This window comes from Vicinamibacterales bacterium (assembly GCA_041659285.1).
Taxonomy (GTDB): Bacteria; Acidobacteriota; Vicinamibacteria; order Vicinamibacterales; family UBA2999; genus 12-FULL-67-14b.
The window spans coordinates 71,128-88,663 of sequence record JBAZYO010000015.1 but is presented as its reverse complement, the minus strand read 5'-3'; the positions used below and the strand labels follow the sequence as shown (position 1 = coordinate 88,663).

The following is a 17,536-nucleotide window of genomic DNA, read 5'->3' as shown; positions in this document are numbered from 1 at the left end:
TACCCAGCCAGTTGGAATGGTCGTTGCTGTGTGGCAGTCGCACTTCGAAATATTCGTGCAGCAGACGCCGCTGGCAGCGGACGCGTGTCGTACGCGTGCGCACGCCGGTGGCCCCATGGACCCGACCGTGTCGGTGTCTCGAGATTGATGGCAACCATGACCATGATCCGCCACTACGCCACCCGTCGCCCCGTCCGACTCGTTCTCGGGATCATCGCCGCGATCGTCCTCCTGCACGGCCGGGGGTCGGGACGGCCCGACGGCCTGCTGGCGCAGGCCAATCCGATCGTGGCCGAGAACCTGCTGACCGGCAGCCCGAACTGGGATATCGGCGGCGCGGGCGAGTCCACGATCCAGGGATTCGCGGCAGACATGAGCGTCAACAAGGGCCAGACCGTCAACTTCAAGATCACGAGCGCGGGCCCATTCACGATTGACGTCTACCGGCTGGGCTACTACCAGGGGCTCGGAGCGCGCCTGGTAGGTTCCTCGTCATCGACGATTCCCGAAGTGACACTCACCCCCGAGCAGATCACCGCGGCGCAGAACCAGCCGGCGTGCGTCGCGGATGAGGCCACGGGCAACTACGACTGCGGGAACTGGGGCGTGACCGGCTCGTGGAGTTCGGCAGGCGTCACCTCCGGCGTCTTCGTCGCCAAATTGACACGCACCACCGGCACGCTCGGTTCGAGCCACATCGTTTTCCTGGTCCGCGACGACGCGCGCACGGCCGACCTGTTGATGCAGACCGCCGACACCACGTGGCAGGCCTACAACAAGTACGGCGGCGCCAGCCTGTATTGCGCACCCGGCGACGACATCGGCGGCACCGGCATGAGCAACGCAGGGTCGGCCTACAACAATTCCTGCGCGCGACGCGCCGTGAAGGTCAGCTACAACCGGCCGATCGACACGCGCGGCCACAGCCCCCAGAGCTTCCTGTTCAGCGCCGAATACCCGATGCTTCGCTTCCTCGAAGCCAATGGGTATGACGTGAAGTACTGGTCCGGGGTCGACACCGATCGGCTCGGCGCGGCGCTCTCGGGCTCCGGCAAGCCCAAGGTCTTCGTGTCCGCGGGCCACGACGAGTACTGGTCGGCTGACCAGCGCGCCCGGGTCGAGGCCGCGCGCGACGCCGGCGTCAGCCTGGCCTTCTTCAGCGGCAACGAGGTGTATTGGAAGACCCGCTACGAACCGAGCATCGACGGCACGAACACGGCCTACCGCACCCTGGTCAGCTACAAGGACACGCTCGCCGGGGTCAAGATCGATCCCACGCCGAACGTGGCGACCGGCACCTGGCGCGACACGCGGTTCGGCCCGCCGAACGACGGCGGCCGGCCGGAAAACGCATTGATCGGCGCGATCTGGACCGTCAACTCCAACCTCGCCGGCCCCACCGCCATCACCGTCCCGGCCTCGATGGCCGGCCTGCGCATCTGGCGGAACACGCGCGTCGCCAACCTCACCACCGGCGTGGCCACCTTCCCTGACGGCACGCTGGGGTACGAGTGGGGCGAGGATCTCGACAACGGCTTCCGGCCCGGTGGTCTCATGCACCTGTCGTCGACCACGTCACCCGCCGTCGAGAGAATCATCGACTTCGGCGCCACCGTTGGCGTCGGCGCGGCCACGCACCACCTGACGCTGTACCGCCACAACAGCGGCGCATTCGTCTTCGGCGCCAGCACCGTCCAGTGGGCGTGGGGATTGGACGCGGAGCACGACGACAACGGCCAGAGTCCGATTTCCCACACACCGGACCAGGCGATGCAACAGGCGACCGTGAACCTGTTGGCGGACATGGGGGCGCAGCCGGGCTCGCTGCAGATCGGCGCCGACGCAACCAGGCCACTGGCGGCCACCGCCGCGTCCGCCGACATCTTCGCGCCGACTTCGACCATCACCTCACCGGCGGCCGGGACGCAGGTCGAGTCCGGTACGGCGATCACGATCGGTGGCACCGCGGCCGACACCGGTGGCGGCACCGTGGCCGCGGTGGAGGTGTCGGTCGACGCCGGCCTGACGTGGCACCAGGCGCAAGGCACGTCAAACTGGAGTTATCAGTGGGCGCCCGGCGCGGTCGGCCCGGCCAATCTTCGTGTGCGGGCGGTCGATGACACCGGCAACCTGGAATCGGCCGGCCCCGGCATCACGGTCAACGTGATCGTCGGCGAGTGTCCGTGCACGAGCCTGTGGAAGCCGTCCGTGGTGCCTCTCAACCCCAGCGCGGCCGACTCCGGCGAGTACGAGCTCGGCGTGAAGCTCACCAGCGACATCGACGGCTTCATCACCGGGCTCCGCTTCTACAAGGGCCCGGCGAACACCGGCACGCACATCGGCAACCTCTGGACCGCCGGCGGCGCGCTGCTGGCGACCGCCGTGTTCACCAATGAGACCGCCACCGGGTGGCAGCAGGTGAGCTTCGGCTCGCCGGTCGCGATTACCGCCAACACCACGTATGTCGCGTCGTACCACACGCCCAATGGCGGCTACGCCTACGATCCGGCGTACTTCACGACGGCGCGCAACGCGGCCCCGCTGCATGCGGCTTCCTCGGCCTCCGTCGGCGGCAACGGCGTCTACAGTCCGGGAGGCGTTGCGTTCCCGACCCAAACCTTCAACGCGAACAACTACTGGGTGGACGTGGTCTTCGCCGACACCCTGGAGGACTCGACCGCGCCGGTGATCTCGGCCGTCAAGGCCACCACGATCGACAGCTCGCGCGTGACCGTGACCTGGACCACCGACGAGGTCTCGAACTCACGCATCGACTACGGCACCGATCCAGCGATCCTCACCGCCAGCCTGTCGAGCCTGCCGCCGGGCACGGTCACCGTCACCAAGAGCAGCTTCGTCACCCAGCACTCGGTGGCCCTGACCGGCCTGCAGCCGAACACGACCTACTACCAGCTCGTGTCGTCCACCGATGCGTCCGGCAACACGGCCACTATGGCGCCGCCGACCTTCACCGTGCCGGGGCCGACACTGCGCGACACCGCCTCGAGCGATTTCGCGGCGGGCACCACGGGCACAACCACCTACGTCTCGCAGACAGCCGACGGCGAAGTCATGCTCGCGCCGACAGCGGCCGCCGAGTTCTCCGGTCCGGCCCTGCCGCAGGGCTGGATTGAAACGCCGTGGGACCCGTCCGGCTACTCGACCATCGTCGACGGCATCCTGCTGGTTGACGGGGCGCGGGTCGCGACCTGCGCGACCGACGTCAACGGCGCGTGCCTGCCGGAGACGACGACCAGCACGCCGTCGGCAATCCACACGGCACCCCGGTCGCTCGAGTTCTCCGCGAACTTCTCCGGCGACTCGTTCCAGCACGCCGGCTTCGCCGTGACCTTCGGGTCGGCATCGGAGCCCTGGGCGATCTTCAGCACCCTGAGCGGCGGCATGCTCTTCGCCCGCACCAACACCGGCAACGGCGCCATCGACACGCCGATCGGCGTGGGACCGCTCGGCGAATTCCATCGCTACCGCATCGACTGGAACCCGACCAGCGTCGATTACTACGTTGACGGCGTGCTCGCGGTGAGCCACCCCGTGACCCTGGCCGGGCCGATGCGCCCGGTCGCGGCGAGCGACTTCAACCCGTACGGCGGCATCGTGTTCGTCGATTGGATGCGCCTGTCACCAAGCGCGAGCCCCGGCGCGTTCGAGTCGCGCGTGTTCGACGCCTCGTCGGCGGTTGACTGGAAGAGCATCCAGTGGACCGCGCAGGCCGACGCCGGCACCAGCCTCGCCATCAGCGTGCGCACCGGCAACTCGCCGACGCCTGACGGCACGTGGAGCGCGTTCGTCCCGGTCGCCGGGCCCGGCCCGCTGAACCTGAACGCGCGCTACATCCAGTACCGCGCCGACATGGCCTCGAGCCATCCGATCAACACGCCGATTCTCGAAGACATCATCATCAGCACCAGCAGCGCCCCGGTGGCCATGCCGGATTCGGTGGCGGTGGCCAAGAACGGCATCTACACGTTCCCGCCGACCGGGCCTGGCAGCTTGACCGCCAACGACACCGACGCCGACGCGGCCGATACGCTGCGGGTCGTGGCCGTGACCGTGCCCGCCCATGGCACGGCGGTCGTCAATGCCGACGGATCGGTCAACTACACGCCGGTCGCCAACTACTTCGGACCTGACGCGTTCACCTACGTCGTCAGCGACGGCATGCTGACCGCGAGCGCCGCCGTCACCATCGACGTGCGCGACGGCAACGTGCCGCCGGTCGGCTTCGGCGACTTCTTCGCCGTGAACGAAGACACCACGCTGGTCGTGCCGGCACCGGGCATCCTGAACAACGACACCGACGCCGAGAACAACGCGCTGACGGCGGTCCTGGTGACACTGCCCGCTCACGGCATGCTGACCCTGGGCGCAAATGGCGCCTTCAACTACACGCCGGCGTCCAACTACGCCGGGCCGGACGTCTTCACCTACCGGCCGTACGACGGCATCGACAACGGCACCATCGCCACGGTCCAGATCCTGGTCAACCAGGTGAATGATCCGCCGATCACCGAGGCCGATGCGTTCAACGCCATGTTGAACCAGCCGCTCGACGTGCCGGCGCCCGGCGTGCTGGCCAACGACCATGACGTCGAAGTCGAAGACACCGCACCGATGCACGTGCAGCTCGTGAGTGGCGTGTCGAACGGCACCTTGGCGCTGAATACGGATGGGTCCTTCAGCTACGTGCCGAACGCGGACTTCCTCGGCACCGACTCGTTCACCTACGCCGCGGTTGACCACTTCAACGCGGTCAGCCTGACGCCGAAGACGGTCACGCTGACCGTGGCCATCAAGGCGATCACGCAGGCGGTCGCCAGCGGCACGGTGTCAACCGGCACTGGCGTCAGCGCCGGCGATCCGCTGAATACCGCGGTGACGACGACCACCGCCGCCACCGTGGCGATCGCCCAGGGCGTGATCGCCGACTCGCAGTCGCCGTCCGGCTACACGTTCCTCAACCAGCAGGTGAACATCACGGTGACCGATCCGGCCGGCGCCGAGGTCACGGCCACCACGGCCAACCCGCTCGTCTTCACCTTCGAGATCGACATGTCGCTGATTCCGGCGGGCCAGACCGCGCAGACGTTCGAAATCTTCCGCAACAACGTCCGCGTGCCCAATTGCCTGGGAGCCACCTCGATCCCGGCCGCGAACCTGGATCCGTGCGTGAGCGAGCGGTCGAACGGCACCAAGGTGAAGCTGACCGTCCTGACCACGCATGCCAGTCACTGGAACCTGGGCATGGAGGCCACCCCGGGCAACGACCTGTTCGCGCTCAATGACGGCCCGTATCTCGCCAACTACGAGACCGCGCTGATCGTGCCGGCGGCCGGCGTCCTCTCCAACGACCTCGGCCCCACCAGCCTGAGCGCCGTGCTCTACGGCACGCCCGTCGGCGGAACCGTGGCTCTCGCACCGTCCGGCGCCTTCGTGTTCACCCCGGCCGCGGGTTTCTGCGGAACGGCGAGCTTCACGTATGAACTGCACAAGAGCCCGACGGAGTTCGACACCGCGACCGCCACGATCGTGGTTGACTGCGTGCCGGTCGCCGGCAACGACAGCACCACCGTGCTCGAAGACAGCGGCGCCAGCACTCTTACGGTGCTGTCGAACGACTCCGATCCGGATGCCGGCCAGACGCTCACCGTCACCGGCGTGACGCAGGGCGCCAACGGCAGCGTCGCGATCGTCGGCGGCATGGCGGTCAGCTACACGCCGGCCGCCAACTACTTCGGCAGCGACAGCTTCACCTACACCATCAGCGACGGCCACGGCGGCAGCGCCACCGGCACGGTCGCTATGACGGTGGTGCCGGTGAACGATGTGCCGAGCTTCCAGCTGAATTCGGACCAGACGGTGCCGGAAGATGCCGGTCCGCAGACCGTGAACGGACTCGGCTCGGCGATGAACGCCGGGCCGGCCAATGAGAGCGGCCAGACCATGGCGTTCGTGGTCACCAACACCAACACCGCGCTGTTCGCCGTGCAACCCGCGGTAAGCGCCGGCGGGGTGTTGACCTACACACCGGCCGCCGACGCCAACGGGTTGGCCACGGTCACGGTGCAGCTGCGCGACGATGGCGGCACCTTGAATGGCGGCCTGGATACGAGCGCCGCACAGACGTTCACCATCAGTGTGACCGGGGTGAACGACGCGCCCAGCTTCACCAAGGGCGCCGACCAGACGCTGTTCGAGGACACCGGCGCGCAGACCGTCGCCGGGTGGGCCGCCGCCATCAGCGCCGGCCCCGCCGATGAAGCGGGCCAGGTGCTGACCTTTAACGTCGGCAACGACAACAACGCGCTGTTCGTGGTTCAGCCGGCGGTCAGCGCCAACGGCACGCTCACCTACGACCCGGCGCCCAACGCCGTGGGCGTGGCCACCGTCACGGTGTCGCTCAGCGACAACGGCGGCATCGCCACTGGCGGCGCCAACACGAGCGCACCGCAAACGTTCGCGATCACGCTCAACCTGGTCAATGACGCCCCGTCCTTCACCAAGGGCACCGACCAAACCGTGCTCGAAGACAGCGCGGCGGCGACGGTGGCCAACTGGGCCACGGGCATCAGCGCCGGCCCGGCGGATGAAGCCGGCCAGACGATGAACTTCATCGTCACCAACAGCAACAACGCGTTGTTCTCGGTCCAGCCCTCGGTGAGCGCCGCCGGGACGCTGACCTACACGGCCGCGGCCAACGCCAACGGCTCGGCGACGGTGACCGTGCAACTGCACGACGACGGCGGCGTGCTGAACGGCGGCGCCGACACCAGCGCCGCCCAGACGTTCATGATCCACCTCACGGCCGTGAATGACGCGCCGAGCTTTACCAAGGGCGCCAACCAGGCGGCGTGGGTGAACGCTGGTCTCCAGACCGTGCCAGGCTGGGCGACTGCGCTCAGCACCGGTCCGTCGAATGAGAGCGGCCAGGCGCTGAGCTTTAGCCTCACCAACACCAACACTGCCCTCTTCGCCGGTCAGCCGGCGGTTGATGGCGCCGGAACACTGACCTACACCCCGGCGCCGTACATGACCGGCGTGGCGACGGTGACGGTATTCGCACAGGATAACGGGGGCGTCGCGAATGGCGGGTCTGACCGCAGCGCGCCGCAGACCTTCACCATCACGGTGGCCCCGGGCGTCACGGCGACGACCGTCGCGTCGAGCAACCTTACGTCGCTCTTCAGAGTTCCGCTGACGTTCACCGCGACGGTCGCGACCGTGGCCCCGTCGGGCGGCGTGGCGACCGGAACGGTGACGTTCATGGATGGCGCGACGGTCATCGGCTCCGGCCTGCTGAATGCCAGCGGTGTCGCCACCTTGACAACCTCGACACTCGCCGTCGGCAGCCACTCGATCACTGCCGTCTATGCCGGCACGACGAACTACCTCCCCAGCGGCTCGCCGGCGATCACCCAGGCGATTGCTCCGTCGGCGACCCTGAACGTCAACTTCAGCATTCATGCCTTGCAGGACGGCACCAGCCGGCCGAAGGTCGGTGTCGTGCCCGTCGCCAACGCGATCGTCCGCGTCTACACGAGGCGCGATCTGTGCACCAACGGCAGCGTCGTCTCGGCTAATCCGAAGAAGTGGGGCGTGGTGTTTGACGGCCTCGACGGACCTGGCGGGACCGACGACGGATGCCCGGTCCTGACCGTCGGCAGTTACCGTGCCGAAGGCGTGACCGACGCAGCCGGCAACGTCGCGATCATCGTGCCGCCGACCACCATCACGACGGATGACGACGATGTCGAGCGCCGGAAATACGTAGTCATCGGCCGATCGGTGGCCTTCAACGCCACCACGACGCCCACTGCGGGCGACGCCATCTACGCGGCCTACACGGTACCGACCGTTTCCGCCGACGCCGTCAGGCGCGTGAAACTGCATGAAATCCGCCTCTTCAACGGCAAGCGCGTGCCCGGCAAGTCGCTCGAGGAATACGGCAGCTATCTCGCCATCGTCGAGCCCGAGTACCTCGAGTGGACCTCCGACCAGGAGCTCTACCCGTTCGTGCTCGTCGCCGAAGGCGACTGGGGCGTGACGACCGCCGTGGAACCGCCGGCCGGCTTCGTCGCCGACTACCCGGAACTGGCCGCACTCGTCCAGGACAACATCGACGCGCTGCAGTTCACGCTGACCGACATCGGCAGCGACTGGACCAGCACGAAGATCACCTACACCATCAAGCACAAGGGTGAGACCCGCATCCGCACCTCCACGGTGCCGATGTTCGACCGCCGGCCGCCCACCGCCACGCGCGTGCGGGTGGCGGCCAGCAGCACGCCGTCGCTCTTCGGCGTCCCGGTCACGCTGACCGCCACGGTGGCCAGCGAAGACCCCGGCCACGGTCTGCCAGGCGGCACCGTGACGTTCAAGGCCGGCGACACGATCCTCGGCTCGCGCGTGATGAACCACGCCTCGCACGGCGAGGTGACGTTCACCACGACCGACCTCGCGGTGGGCTCGCACGCCATCACCGCGGAATACGAAGGGGCCGGCAGTTTCATGGCCGCCACCTCGAATGAACTGGCGCTCACCATCACGCCTTCGATCGCACTGGACGTGAGGATGCTCGTGCACGAGGTGCAGGACACCAGCGCCGCGCCGACCGTGACGGCGGCGCCGATCGCCAACGCGGAAGTCCGCGTCTACTCCGCGGCCGGCGCGTGCCCGAGTGCGGTGCCTGGCTCGGCGTCAGCCTGGGCCCGCGTGTTCGAAGCCGCCGGTCAGTCCACCGGGGCCAGCGACGCGTGCCAGGTCATGGGCGCCGGAAGCTATCGCGCCATCGGCACCACCGACGCCAACGGCGACGTGCGCATCATCGTGCCACGGCTGCCCGACGCATCCACCGCGGGTTACCTGGTGGTAGCGCGGACCGATGACGCCGTCGAACCCTGGGCCGGCGAGGACGTTCGCTACACCTATGGCGCCGTGTCGGCGGCCGACGCCAACGCGCCAAGCCCACAGGTCCTGCTCCACCAGATCCGCCTGGCGAATGGGACAAGGGTCGCGGCCCTGGCCACCGCGGTTGAAGGCGCCGGCGTGACCATTGTGGAACCGGCGTACATCGAGCGCGGCGCCGACACCGAGCACTACCCGGTCATCGTGACCGGAGCCGGCGACTGGAGCGCGACGACCACGATCGGCCTGCCCGCGGGCGTGGTGGCGCCGCGCGATGCGCTATCGACGCGGAGCGCGGGCCCGACCACCCCGGTGCAGTTCGCAATCACCGGCAACGGGGCGGACTGGAGGACCACGACGTTCACTCACAGCATCGGCCACGACGGGCGGGTGACGATTCGGGAAGCTCGCGTTCCGGTGCGCGATCGGAAGGCACCGACGATGCGGGAGCAGTAGGGGTTCGGGGCAGACACGGTGGGGCGGGCATGTGGGCGCACATGCCGCCTCGCCGTCATCACAAGGGAGCGGCCGTCATGAAGCTGGCAATCGTCTTCTCGCTTACCATCGCCGGCGCCGTGGGCGCGCTGGCCTCACCGGCCGGGGGGACGCTGGCGCGCCCGCTCGATGCCCAGCCGGAAGGGCTCATCGCCGGCGCGGGCCTGCTGATGCTCGCGTGGCTCTTGCGACAGGGCCTCCCGCACAAAGATGCCAAATAGGAGCGATTCGAGGTGAATTTACATGGTTTGTCACCCATGGCACGTGAGGAATGACCGCGCAAGCGATATCTCTGTGCAAGATTCCGCGAAACTAAGAAATCTCTAAGGATTGAAGGGCCTCGTCCGCCGCCAGCTCCGCTATAGTGTCGCCCTGTGGCCTATACAGGACGACACTAGGGACAAGGGCAGACGTTTGGAATCCCCCCCAACGTTCTTAGGCTCCAGCCCGGCCATCCAGGCCGTGCTGGAGGACGCTGATGCCGTTGCGGCCAGTGACTCGAAGGTCCTCATCACTGGCGAAAGCGGCTCAGGCAAGGAAGTGCTTGCGCGCCGAATCCACTTGCGCAGCCGGCGGCGCCAGTTGCCGATGTTCACGATCAATTGCGCGGGCGTGCCGGAAGGCCTGCTGGAATCGGAATTCTTCGGCCACATGCGCGGCAGCTTCACCGGCGCGGATCGCGACCGGCGCGGGTTCCTCGAGGCAGCCGACAACGGCACGGTGCTGCTCGACGAAGTCGGCGAGATGAGCCTCCGCATGCAGGGCATGTTGCTCCGCTTCCTCGAGAACGGCGAGATTCAACGGGTCGGCTCCGAGCATCCCCGCACGATTGTTGACGTGCGAGTCATCGCCGCGACCAACCGCGACCTGCTCGAGCAGGTGCGCCGGAAAGAATTCCGCGAAGACCTGTATTACCGCCTGAACATCGTCCACCTCGTGGTGCCGCCTCTTCGCGAGCGGCGTGAAGACATCGCGCTGCTGTTCAGGCACTACCTGACCGTGCTCAGTGGGCTGGCGCGCGTGCCCGAGCCCGATGTGAGCCCGGACGCCATCCACGCCCTGGAGCAATACGACTGGCCCGGCAACGTGCGCGAGTTGAAGAACGTGGTCGAACGCGTCTTACTCATCCGTGCCGGGCAGGTGGTCACCGCCGCCAACCTGCCCCTGACGCCGCGGCCGCCGGTCACCCCTGCGGCCGCGGCCCAGGCCGCGCCCGAGTCAGCGGCTGATGCCCGCTATCGGAGCATGGCCGAGGGCGGCGCCTCATTCTGGGTCGTCGTCTACGAGCCGTTCATGGTTCGCGACATGACCCGGGAGACGGTGCGGCAGATCATCCTGCGCGGACTGCAGCAGACCAAAGGCAGTTACCGCCTGGTCGCCCAGCTCTTCAACCTGCCGCCGGAAGACTACAAGCGCTTCATGAACTTCCTGCAGAAGCACGAATGCCTGATCCCGTTCCAGAGTTTCCGGGTGGTGTCAGACGCGCGCGACCGGCAGCGGCCAACCGCGCCTGACGAGCCGCGGTCAGCCGGCCACTCCTCATAGGCGGCACCAACACGGCCGTAGGCCGCGCCTTGACGCCTTCCCGCCCCCTCCGCTATCATTAGCAGTCGTTCGCATCGACTGCTAGCTGACTGAGCGGTCGACTGCCAGAAACATCACGCACCACATAACCAGCTACGTTAGAGACGGAGAGCAACACATGGCTTTACGACCGCTCCACGACCGCATCCTCGTGCAGCGCACTGAGGAAGAAGAACAGAAGGTTGGCGGCATCATCATCCCGGACTCGGCCAAGGAAAAGCCGCAGCAGGGAAAGGTGACGGCTGTCGGCGCTGGTAAGGCTGACAAGGACGGCAAGCGCATCGCGCTCGACGTCAAGGAAGGCGACACCATCCTGTTCGGGAAGTACTCAGGCCAGGAAGTTCGTGTCGACGGCGAGGATTACCTCATCATGCGCGAGGACGAAGTCCTGGCGGTGATCGAGGGCGGGAAAAAGAAGTAACGACGGAGATTCATTGACATGGCTAAGCAGATTATTTACGGCGAACAGTCCCGCCAGGCGATCCTCCGCGGCGTGAACCAGCTGGCCGACGCGGTCAAGGTGACCCTCGGCCCCAAGGGCCGCAACGTCGTCCTCGACAAGAAGTTCGGCTCCCCCACCATCACCAAGGACGGCGTGACGGTGGCCAAGGAAATCGAGCTCAAGGATCCGCTCGAGAACATGGGCGCCCAGATGGTGCGCGAAGTCGCGAGCAAGACCTCGGACACGGCCGGCGACGGCACGACCACGGCCACGGTGCTCGCCCAGGCCATCTATCGTGAAGGCGCCCGCAATGTGGTGGCCGGCGCGAACCCGATGGAACTGAAGCGCGGCATCGAGAAGGCGGTCGAGGCCATGACGGCCGAGATCAAGAAGATGGCGAAGCCGGTCAAGGGCAACATGATTGCCCAGGTTGGCGCCATCTCCGCCAACAGCGACCCGACCATCGGCGACATCATCGCCGCGGCGATGGAGAAGGTCGGCAAGGACGGCGTCATCACCGTTGAGGAAGCCAAGACCCTCGAGACGACGCTGGATGTGGTCGAAGGCATGCAGTTCGACCGCGGCTACCTGTCGCCCTACTTCGTGACCGACCCCGAGCGCATGGAAGTGGTGCTCGAGAACCCCGTCATCCTGATCCACGAAAAGAAGATCAGCTCGATGAAGGACCTGCTCCCCGTACTCGAGCAGGTGGCGCGCCTCGGCCGCCCGCTGCTGATCATCGCTGAAGACATCGAAGGCGAAGCGCTGGCGACCCTCGTCGTCAACAAGCTGCGTGGCACGCTCCAGGCCGCGGCCGTCAAGGCCCCGGGCTTCGGCGACCGCCGCAAGGCCATGCTCGAAGACATCGCCATCCTGACCGGCGGCAAGGCCCTGACCGAGGACCTCGGCGTCAAGCTCGAGAACATCAAGCTCGAAGATCTCGGCAAGGCCAAGAAGGTCACCATCGACAAGGACAACACGACGATCGTCGAGGGCGCTGGCGAAAGCAAGGCCATCGAGGGCCGCGTCAAGCAGATCCGCGTCCAGGTCGAAGAGACCACCTCCGACTACGACCGCGAGAAGCTCCAGGAACGCCTGGCCAAGCTCGTGGGCGGCGTCGCCATCATCAAGGTCGGTGCGGCCACCGAAACCGAGATGAAGGAAAAGAAGGCGCGCGTCGAAGACGCGATGCACGCGACCAAGGCGGCAGTCGAAGAGGGCATCGTGCCCGGCGGCGGCGTGGCCCTGATTCGTGCCAGCAAGGTGCTCGACGGCCTGAAGCTCGAAGGCGACCAGAAGATCGGCGTGGCCATCATCAAGCGCGCGATCGAAGAACCCTGCCGCTGGATTGCCACCAACGCCGGCCTCGAAGGCTCGATCATCGTGGCCCAGGTGAAGGACGGCAAGGGCGACGAGGGCTTCAACGCCGCCACCGAAGTGTTCGAGGACCTGGTCAAGGCCGGCGTCATCGACCCCGCGAAGGTCGTTCGCAACGCGCTGCAGAACGCTTCGTCCATCGCCTCCCTCCTGCTCACCACGGAAGCGCTGATTTGCGACATTCCGGAAGAGAAGAAGGAATCCGCCGGCGGCGGCGGTATGCCGGGCGGCGGCATGGGCGGGATGTACTAACGCTGATTTCGAGATCTTGCGATCTCGGGAATTGGTGATTTTGTGGCCCGGTGGGGTGTTCCCCACCGGGCCGTTTTCATTTGCGGCGGCTGCGGGAAATTCCTCGACCCTCGCTTCGATTTCGGCGCATTTTCTCCAATACCTCAGACAATTCCACGAATCAGGCCTGAGGGCGCGATCGACGACTGGCACGAACCTTCCATGAATTCTTGAAGTTCAGAGTCCTTTATCCGCTTCGACCCCAAGGGGGTATCCATGTTGCGACGCCTCATCGGCCTTCTGGTAATTCTCCTCTTCACCGCCGCCGCTGCCTCCGCGCAGACGCACGCGCCGAGAAGTCCCAAGGCACCCAAGCGGCCGGCCGCAGCTGTCGCCACGGTCCTCCCCACCGCGATCTCGGGGACGGCCTCCAGCGCCCGCAACTGTGTGTCGTCCACGACCACCAACTCGCACAACCTCGGATGGGCGCCACGGGGCAGCAGAGTCTCGGTCACGTTCTCATCCGACTTCGACCCGATCGCCTCGTTGAGCATGGTGCAACTGGGTTCGGCTGCTGAAGACGGTGAAGCCGAGTTCGCCGACCAGGTTGACGACGATGACGGAGGCAACCTGCAGCCCTGGCTTCGGACGGTCACGGAGTTTGCCGGCACCCTCATGCTGTATGTCAGCGCTTACACCCAGGGTGACTCGGGATGTTACTTCTACAAGGTCGAGATCACGACGCCCTGACCGCTAAGGCATGACGGCCAGGAACTGGACGTCTGGATTGTTGCGCGTGCAATACTCCAGCGCCCACTCTGACTCGAACAGCATCACCGGGCGGCCGTCACGGTCGGTGGTGCTGCGGGTGCCGGAGGTCGATGCCGACATCGCGGCAATCTTGTCGGCCGGCCCCGTCACCCACCTCGCCGCGGTATACGGGAGCGAATCGACGTCGCAGGCGACGTTGTACTCGTTCTCGAGCCGCGCCTTCAGCACTTCCAGTTGTAGCGGACCGACCGTTCCCAGAATCGGCTCGCGACGCCCCACCGTTGGATAGAGCACCTGCATCAGGCCCTCTTCCTCCAGCTGCCTGATGCCATCGTCGAACTGCTTGAAGCGGACGTCACGCAGACGGGCAATGCCGAAGTGCTCCGCCGGAAATCGCGGGATGGGCGGGTACTTCAACGCCACGCCGCTGTAGAGCGTGTCGCCAATCCCGAACTGACCGGGATTCACCAGCCCCACCACGTCGCCGGGATAGGCCCGGTCGATGGTTTCGCGCTTGCCGCCGAAGAAGCGGTACGGCCGCGCCGCGCGAATCTCGGCGCCCTGCCGCGCGTTGGTGATCACCATGTCCTTCTCGAACACGCCCGAGCAGACCCGCAGAAACGCGATGCGGTCGCGATGACGGCGGTTCATGTTCGCCTGGATCTTGAACACGAAGCCGCTGAAGTTGGGCGAGTCCGGCGCAATCAAGCCGTGGTCGCTCATGCGGGCCATGGGCGGCGGCGCCAGCTCCGTCAGCGCCTTGAGAAAGGGCTCCAGCCCGAAATTCGACAACGCGCTGCCGAAGAACACCGGGGTGTGCCGGCCCTCGAGATACCCCTGCCGATCGAACGTCGTGCCGGCGCCGGTCACGAGCGAGGTTTCGTCGATCAGGTGCTGCCAGGCCTCCCGCCCGAGCAGCTCGGCCAGGCGCGGATCGTGAGCCGACGACACTTCGACCGGCGCCTGGTGCGCCCGGCCTTTCCGCTCGTAGAAGTGGACCCGGCCCTGCTGCAGATCGAACACGCCGCGAAAACGATCGCCGCTGCCGATCGGCCAATTCATCGGCACCGCGTGCAAGCCGAGCACACGCTCGATCTCGTCCAGCAGATCGAAGGGATCGCGACTGGGTTGATCGAGCTTGTTGATGAACGTGAGCACCGGCAGGCGCCGCAGCTTGCAGACCTCGAACAGCTTGCGCGTCTGCGTCTCGATGCCCTTCGCCGCGTCGATCACCATCACCACGCCGTCCACCGCGAACAGCGTGCGATAGGTGTCTTCGCTGAAGTCCTTGTGGCCGGGCGTGTCGAGCAGCGTGAGATGGTGCTCGCCGATGTCGAACTCAACGGCGGCCGAGGTCACGGAAATGCCGCGCTCGCGCTCGATGTCCATCCAGTCCGAGACCACCGCGCGCTCGGACTTGCGACCGCGCACGGCGCCGGCCAGCTCAATCGCCCCGGCGTACAGCAGGAGCTTTTCGGTCAACGTGGTCTTGCCGGCGTCGGGGTGGGAAATGATGGCGAACGTGCGCCGCCGGGCGACTTCGGCCTTCAATGTGGCGTTGGGCGAGATAACCGTCTGCAAAGAACCTATTTCAACTCCGCCATGAATTTTACCAGTTCCTCGCCCCAGATCGCTGGAATGGAATGGGTGCCGTGCCCGCGGGTGGCGTCGGTAATCGGCAGCAGGATGAACCGCCCCTTCTTCACCTGCTTAATCAACTCCTGCATCATGGGCAATTCGGGCGGGTTCACGAAGTCGTCGGCCGAGTTGATGGCCAGCAGGGGTGCCGTGATCTGCGAGAGGTGCGGCGCCGGGTTGAAATCCTCGATGGCGCGGAAGTAATACAGCATGTCGTTGGCGTCGGTCGCCTTCGTCCGGCTGGCAAGCTGATCGGCCAGCCACTGGTCGGCCGCCTCGATGGTCGGGAACTGCTTCTGCCACTGCAGCGGCACGCTGGTGGCCATCAACAGGAACCCGAGGGCGCTGGCCAGCCCGCGCGGCGGTTCGGTGTAGTCGCCGTTCTTCCACGTCGGATCGGTCACGATGGCGTCGATCAGCAGCTTGCGCCACACGCGATTGCGGCCGCCAATCTCCACGGGGTTGCTCGCCAGCGGCACCAGGCCCGCGGCAAAGCCGGGATACATGTAGCCCCAGTTCCACGCGTGCATCGCGCCCATGGACGTGCCCATTACCAGCTTCAGGTTGGTCAGGCCCAGCCCCTGCGTCACGAGCAGGTGCTGGAGCTTCACCATGTCGGTGTAGCCGTAGCGCGGAAACTTCATCCGCAGGCCGTCGCTCGGCTTGCTCGACTGCCCGTGGCCGACGTTGTCGGGCAGGATGATGAAGTACTTCTCCGCGTCGAGCGGCTGCCCCTTCCCGAACAACCGTCCGGCGTAGGTCGCGCTCAGGAACCCGCCGCCGGTTCCGCCCGTGCCGTGCAGGATCAACACGGCGTTGCGAACGACGCCGTCGGCGTCCTGCCGCGGCGTGCCGACCGTGCGGTAGTGGATCTTCACCGCGGCCATCCGATCGCCACTGGTGAACAGGTAGTCGCGCGCGACGAAGTCGCCGTCAATCGGAGCTGGATACGGAGATTGCGCGGCCGCCTCCGCGACCAGGGCAAGTGAGGCCGCAGCGGCCAAGGCGAGAACCAGGCGAGTGCGCGTCATGCGCGCCATGGTAGCTGAATTGAGAGGCCCGGCGCCTGGGTCAGCGCAGGGTGAAGGTCAGCTCAATCGTGATGATCACCGGGACCGGCTCGCCCTGGCGCATCCCAGGCCGGAACTTCCACATCTTGGCGGCCTTGATCGCTTCCTGATCGAGGCCGAAGATCGGGTCGAGCGACCGGGTCACCTTCACCTCGCCGACCGAACCGTCGGGCATGACGATGCATTCGAGCCAGACCGAGCCCTGGACCTTGGCGCGCATGGCGTCGGCGGTATACGCCGGCTTCACTTCGCGCAGCACCACGGGCAAGGAAATGCCGGCCCCTGGCCGATAGGCACCGCCGCCGGTGCCGCCGCCGAAGCCGGCGCCGAGGCCCGACCCCTGACCCGACCCGACGCCTTGCCCGGTGCCCGTGCCGGCTCCGCCACCAGAGCCGGCGCCCTGCGACTCGGTCGTGGTGGGCACGCTCTGAATGACGCCTGGAAGAGTTTGTTCCGCAGACGCGAGGGTCTGGGCGGGAATCAGGAGTTCGGCCGGCGGCGGGTCCACTTTGGGTGGGTCCGGCGCCGGGGTCGGGGTCTTCTGGACCGGGACGGTGATCTTGTCCTTGCCGGGCAGTTCCGCCTTGCGGGGAGGCTCCGGGGCCTTGTTGCCGCCACCGCCGCCACCGCCGCCCGGTCCGGGGACCGCCAGCCAGACGATGTCGTTGACGGGCGCGTCGGGCAGGAACTCCGCGGCGTTGGGTTGCGGCGCAAACCGGAGGGCCAGCAGGATGATCAGCCCAAAGGCCAGGTGCGCGGCCATGGAGGCGCCGACGCCAAAGCCCGGCCGGCGCCCTTCGAACGAAAAACGCGGTTCAACCGGTCGGTCCGTCAGGTGCAGGGACGCCGTTCGCGAGTCGTCTTTGGGACGCGTGGGTATGGACTCGGCCATGGGTAGAAGAGTGGACCCACGGTCATTCTGACCGACGGGTTATGGCCTGACAAGTGCAAAGCCAGCGCCATGTCTATTTGACGCCGAATGGGGACGGTTGGCTTCGCGACTGTG

9 protein-coding genes are annotated in these 17,536 nt (G+C 66.7%); 6 read left to right on the top strand and 3 right to left on the bottom strand.

The genetic code is table 11. The features are described from left to right. Positions 1-156 precede the first annotated feature (156 nt). The 6 genes from WC815_20375 (at position 157) to WC815_20350 (ending at position 13,801) form a co-directional block, all read left to right on the top strand. Complete coding sequence (locus tag WC815_20375) at positions 157-9,378, top strand: N,N-dimethylformamidase beta subunit family domain-containing protein (protein ID MFA5911138.1); 9,222 nt, start codon at positions 157-159, stop codon at positions 9,376-9,378. Positions 9,379-9,419: 41 nt separating this feature from the next. After that, positions 9,420-9,638 (top strand): hypothetical protein, encoded by a 219-nt coding sequence (locus WC815_20370; GenBank protein ID MFA5911137.1) that lies wholly within the window; start codon positions 9,420-9,422, stop codon positions 9,636-9,638. 193 nt (positions 9,639-9,831) lie between these two features. Next, on the top strand, positions 9,832-10,962 hold the full coding sequence (locus WC815_20365) for a sigma-54 dependent transcriptional regulator (protein MFA5911136.1): 1,131 nt from the start codon (positions 9,832-9,834) through the stop codon (positions 10,960-10,962). A gap of 157 nt (positions 10,963-11,119) precedes the next feature. Then, positions 11,120-11,422 (top strand): co-chaperone GroES, encoded by a 303-nt coding sequence (groES, locus tag WC815_20360; GenBank protein ID MFA5911135.1) that lies wholly within the window; start codon positions 11,120-11,122, stop codon positions 11,420-11,422. 18 nt (positions 11,423-11,440) lie between these two features. Then, on the top strand, positions 11,441-13,072 hold the full coding sequence (gene groL, locus WC815_20355; GenBank protein MFA5911134.1) for a chaperonin GroEL: 1,632 nt from the start codon (positions 11,441-11,443) through the stop codon (positions 13,070-13,072). 255 nt (positions 13,073-13,327) lie between these two features. Further along, entirely contained in the window at positions 13,328-13,801 is a 474-nt protein-coding gene (locus WC815_20350) for a hypothetical protein (protein ID MFA5911133.1), read from the top strand. Positions 13,802-13,804: 3 nt separating this feature from the next. Here the strand turns inward: WC815_20350 and WC815_20345 are convergent, their stop codons facing one another. Genes WC815_20345 through WC815_20335 form a run of 3 tightly spaced genes read right to left on the bottom strand, consistent with a single transcriptional unit; the run spans position 13,805 to position 17,422 of the window. Next, the gene (locus WC815_20345; protein ID MFA5911132.1) at positions 13,805-15,403 is read right to left on the bottom strand and encodes a peptide chain release factor 3; all 1,599 of its coding nucleotides are present in this window, start codon (positions 15,401-15,403) and stop codon (positions 13,805-13,807) included. Positions 15,404-15,408: 5 nt separating this feature from the next. Further along, complete coding sequence (locus tag WC815_20340; GenBank protein MFA5911131.1) at positions 15,409-16,491, bottom strand: alpha/beta fold hydrolase; 1,083 nt, start codon at positions 16,489-16,491, stop codon at positions 15,409-15,411. Between the two features lie 40 nt (positions 16,492-16,531). Further along, on the bottom strand, positions 16,532-17,422 hold the full coding sequence (locus tag WC815_20335; protein MFA5911130.1) for an energy transducer TonB: 891 nt from the start codon (positions 17,420-17,422) through the stop codon (positions 16,532-16,534). Positions 17,423-17,536 lie beyond the last annotated feature (114 nt).

What these genes read in the sequence shown, in the direction of transcription:
- groES (MFA5911135.1), top strand. Translation starts at nt 11,120, where the DNA reads ATGGCTTTACGACCGCTCCACGACCGCATCCTCGTGCAGCGCACTGAG.
- groL (MFA5911134.1), top strand. Translation starts at nt 11,441, where the DNA reads ATGGCTAAGCAGATTATTTACGGCGAACAGTCCCGCCAGGCGATCCTC.
- WC815_20375 (MFA5911138.1), top strand. Translation starts at nt 157, where the DNA reads ATGACCATGATCCGCCACTACGCCACCCGTCGCCCCGTCCGACTCGTT.
- WC815_20350 (MFA5911133.1), top strand. Translation starts at nt 13,328, where the DNA reads ATGTTGCGACGCCTCATCGGCCTTCTGGTAATTCTCCTCTTCACCGCC.
- WC815_20370 (MFA5911137.1), top strand. Translation starts at nt 9,420, where the DNA reads ATGCCGCCTCGCCGTCATCACAAGGGAGCGGCCGTCATGAAGCTGGCA.
- WC815_20340 (MFA5911131.1), bottom strand. Translation starts at nt 16,491, where the DNA reads ATGACGCGCACTCGCCTGGTTCTCGCCTTGGCCGCTGCGGCCTCACTT.
- WC815_20335 (MFA5911130.1), bottom strand. Translation starts at nt 17,422, where the DNA reads ATGGCCGAGTCCATACCCACGCGTCCCAAAGACGACTCGCGAACGGCG.